3 protein-coding genes and 2 pseudogenes are annotated in these 3,128 nt (G+C 65.7%); all 5 read left to right on the top strand.

Translation table 11 applies throughout. The features are described 5' to 3' along the window. A pseudogene (locus tag EN742_RS40280) lies at window positions 1-109 on the top strand (DUF3329 domain-containing protein); the annotation flags it as partial. Between the two features lie 14 nt (window positions 110-123). Next, window positions 124-936 (top strand): 5-deoxy-glucuronate isomerase, encoded by an 813-nt coding sequence (iolB, locus tag EN742_RS29630; RefSeq protein WP_127404892.1) that lies wholly within the window; start codon window positions 124-126, stop codon window positions 934-936. A gap of 181 nt (window positions 937-1,117) precedes the next feature. Then, entirely contained in the window at window positions 1,118-1,825 is a 708-nt protein-coding gene (locus EN742_RS29625) for a DUF1045 domain-containing protein (RefSeq protein WP_128333589.1), read from the top strand. A gap of 50 nt (window positions 1,826-1,875) precedes the next feature. Next, window positions 1,876-3,015 (top strand): alpha-D-ribose 1-methylphosphonate 5-triphosphate diphosphatase, encoded by a 1,140-nt coding sequence (locus EN742_RS29620; RefSeq protein WP_127404890.1) that lies wholly within the window; start codon window positions 1,876-1,878, stop codon window positions 3,013-3,015. Then, window positions 3,012-3,128: pseudogene (locus tag EN742_RS39695) on the top strand (phosphonate metabolism protein/1,5-bisphosphokinase (PRPP-forming) PhnN); the annotation flags it as partial. The gene EN742_RS29620 and the pseudogene EN742_RS39695, both read left to right, overlap by 4 nt.

Here is a 3,128-nt window from a genome sequence, read left to right as displayed (position 1 = left end):
TTTCTGGGGCGTTATCGCGCTCGGCTTCGCCGGCTATGCCGTCTGGCAGTTCTTCTATCTCTACAAGCCGGCCGAAGAGGCCAAGCCTCCGGCCGAACCGAAGGAATGATTGAGGAGACAAAAATGTCCAAACTGCTCGTCAAGGCCGACAAGGGCCACGGCCGCGTCGCCCACGTCACGCCGCAAAGCGCCGGCTGGACCTATGTCGGCTTCGATCTTCATCGGCTGAAAGCGGGCGAGACGGCTTCGGGTGAAACGGCCGACCGCGAGGTCTGCCTGGTCTTCGTCACCGGCAAGGGCAAGGCGTCCGCCGCCGGCACGGATCTCGGCCTGCTCGGCGAGCGCATGTCGCCCTTCGAGGGCAAGCCCTGGTCGGTCTATGTGCCTGAGGGGTCCAACTGGTCGGTGACCGCTGACACCGAGCTGGAACTCGCCGTCTGCTCGGCTCCCGGCCTTGGCGGCGGCCTGCCGGCCCGCGTCATCGCTCCGCGGGATCTCGGCCAGGAGGTGCGCGGCAAGGGCACCAACACGCGCTACGTCACCAACATTCTGCCCGAAGGCAAGCCGGCCGACTCTTTGCTGGTGGTCGAGGTCATCACGCCGGGCGGTCACACCTCCAGCTATCCGCCGCACAAGCATGACCAGGACAATCTCCCCGCGGAGTCCTATCTCGAGGAAACCTACTACCACCGCCTCAACCCGCCGCAGGGCTTTGCCTTCCAGCGCGTCTATACCGACGCCGGCAGGAATGGCGAGCGCGAGCTGGACGAGGCGATGGCGATCGAGGACGGCGATGTGGTGCTGGTGCCGAAGGGCTACCACCCATGCGCCGCCTGCCATGGCTACGATCTCTACTATCTCAACGTCATGGCCGGGCCGAAGCGCACCTGGAAGTTTCACAACGCGCCCGAGCACGAATGGCTGATGAAGGCCTGACTGAGCATTTTGCAGCCAAGCGGAATCGCTTCCGGTTCGCGGTCGGTTGAAGCCATTGGTCCAGCACGGAAAAATCGTCGGCTAAGGACCTACCTGGCCGATTTGCCATCGAAAACCATCGTAAGCTTCGTCAATCCGTCATGGAAATCACCTATGGCAACGGGTCTGACGAGGACTTCTTATGCGCTACGCCATCTATTTCACCCCAAGCCAGGACGAGCCGCTGGCGCGGATCGCCGCCAATTGGCTGGGACGCGACCCGTTCGGCGCCGCCACTCGGCCGGTCGAGGCCGTGGGTGAGCTGTCGGCGGCCGAAGTTGCCTTCCACACCGCCTCGGCGCGCCGTTACGGTTTCCATGCCACGCTGAAGGCGCCATTCCGGCTGGCCGGGAACGAGACTGAGGCTTCTCTGCGCGCCGCGCTCGACAGCTTTGCCGAAGGGACCCAGGCGGTCATCATCCCGCGCCTGGTCGTCGGCCAGATCGACGGCTTCTTCGCGCTGGTGCCGGAAGCGCCGGTGCCGGCGCTCAACCGCTTCGCCGGCGATGTCGTGCTCGCCTTCGACCGCTTCCGCGCGCCGCTGACCGAGGCCGAGATCGAGCGCCGCAGCCCCGATTCGCTGAAGCCGGACGAGTTCCGCAACCTGTGCCAATGGGGCTACCCTTACGTCTTCGAGACCTTCCGCTTTCATATGACGCTGTCCGGCCGCGTCGCGTCACAGGAAAGCCCTCGTCTGCGCGCAGCAATCGACAGCCTGTTCACGGAAGTGCTGCTGCGGCCGGTGTTGGTCGATGCGCTGACGCTGTTCGTCGAAACCGAACCGGGCGCCCCATTCATGGTGCTGTCCCACCACGCGCTGGGACGCCGCTCGGCCCGGAAAACTGCCTGAGGCAAAAACTGCTTGAGACCAAACTGCCTGATTACCAAGGACTGCCTGAAATGACCGCCGAGACCGTTCTCACCAATGCCCGCATCGTGCTTGCCGACGAGATCGTCGAGGGCTCGCTGGTGCTGCGCGACGGCCTGATCGCCGCCATCGATCCGGGTGCTGCCCGCGCCGGCGAGGACATGGGCGGCGACTACATCATTCCCGGCCTGGTCGAGCTGCACACCGACCACCTCGAAGGCCATTACGCGCCACGCCCGAAGGTGCGCTGGAATCCGATCGCCGCCGTGCTTGCTCATGACGCGCAAGTGGCGACCGCCGGCATCACCACCGTGCTCGATGCCTTGCGTGTCGGCATGGACGAGGACGCCGACCTCACATCCGCCGACATTCGCAAGCTTGCCGACGCCATCGAGGACAGCGTCGAGCAGGAGCGGCTCAGGGCCGACCACTTCATCCATCTGCGCTGCGAGGTCTCGGCGCCGGACTGCCTGAAGGCCTTCGCCAATTTCGAGACCGACGAGCGGGTGAAGCTGGCGTCGCTGATGGACCATGCGCCAGGACAGCGCCAGTTCGTCAATCTCGAAACCTATGCCTATTACTACCAGCGCAAGCTGAAGCTCTCCGATCGCGACTTCCGGAAGTTCTGCGAAAAGCGCATGGCGGAATCGGCCATGAATTCCGGCCCGAACCGCGTCTTCCTCTCCGCCGCCTGCCACGAGCGCGGCATCGTGCTCGCCAGCCATGACGACGCCACCGCCGGCCACGTCGAGGAAGCAATCGAGCAAGGCGTGCGCGTCGCCGAGTTCCCGACTACGGAGGAGGCGGCCCGGGCCTCGAAGGCGGCCGGCCTCGGCGTGCTGATGGGGGCGCCCAACGTCATGCGCGGCGCCTCGCATTCCGGCAACGTCTCGGCCCGTACGCTGGCCGGCGATGGCCTGCTCGACATATTGTCGTCCGACTACATCCCCTTCAGCCTGATCCAGTCGGCCTTCTTCCTCGGCGACGTGGTCGAGGGAATCTCGCTGCCGCAGGCGGTTGCCATGGTCTCGAGGAACCCGGCGGAGGCGGTCGGGCTCGACGATCGCGGCGTCATCGAGCCGGGCCGGCGCGCCGATCTGGTGCGCGTGCGCGTCGACGATCATGTGCCGGTCGTGCGCACCGTCTGGCGGCAGGGGCGCCGGGTAGCATGATGGTCTCGGCCTTGCTCGAACGCGAACTGTCGGCCGAGAGGTTCCCGATCCGCAACGGCGTCTTCGTCGCCGTGGTCGGTCCGAGCGGCGCCGGCAAGGACACGGTGATAGGC

It is taken from the genome of Mesorhizobium sp. M4A.F.Ca.ET.020.02.1.1 (assembly GCF_004022645.1).
In the GTDB taxonomy this organism is placed as follows: domain Bacteria; phylum Pseudomonadota; class Alphaproteobacteria; order Rhizobiales; family Rhizobiaceae; genus Mesorhizobium.
The sequence above is the reverse complement of the archived record's forward strand: the minus strand, read 5'-3'. Positions and strand labels throughout refer to the sequence as shown.

Coding starts and splice junctions, on each gene's coding strand:
- iolB (WP_127404892.1), top strand. CDS start 124: ATGTCCAAACTGCTCGTCAAGGCCGACAAGGGCCACGGCCGCGTCGCC.
- EN742_RS29625 (WP_128333589.1), top strand. CDS start 1,118: ATGCGCTACGCCATCTATTTCACCCCAAGCCAGGACGAGCCGCTGGCG.
- EN742_RS29620 (WP_127404890.1), top strand. CDS start 1,876: ATGACCGCCGAGACCGTTCTCACCAATGCCCGCATCGTGCTTGCCGAC.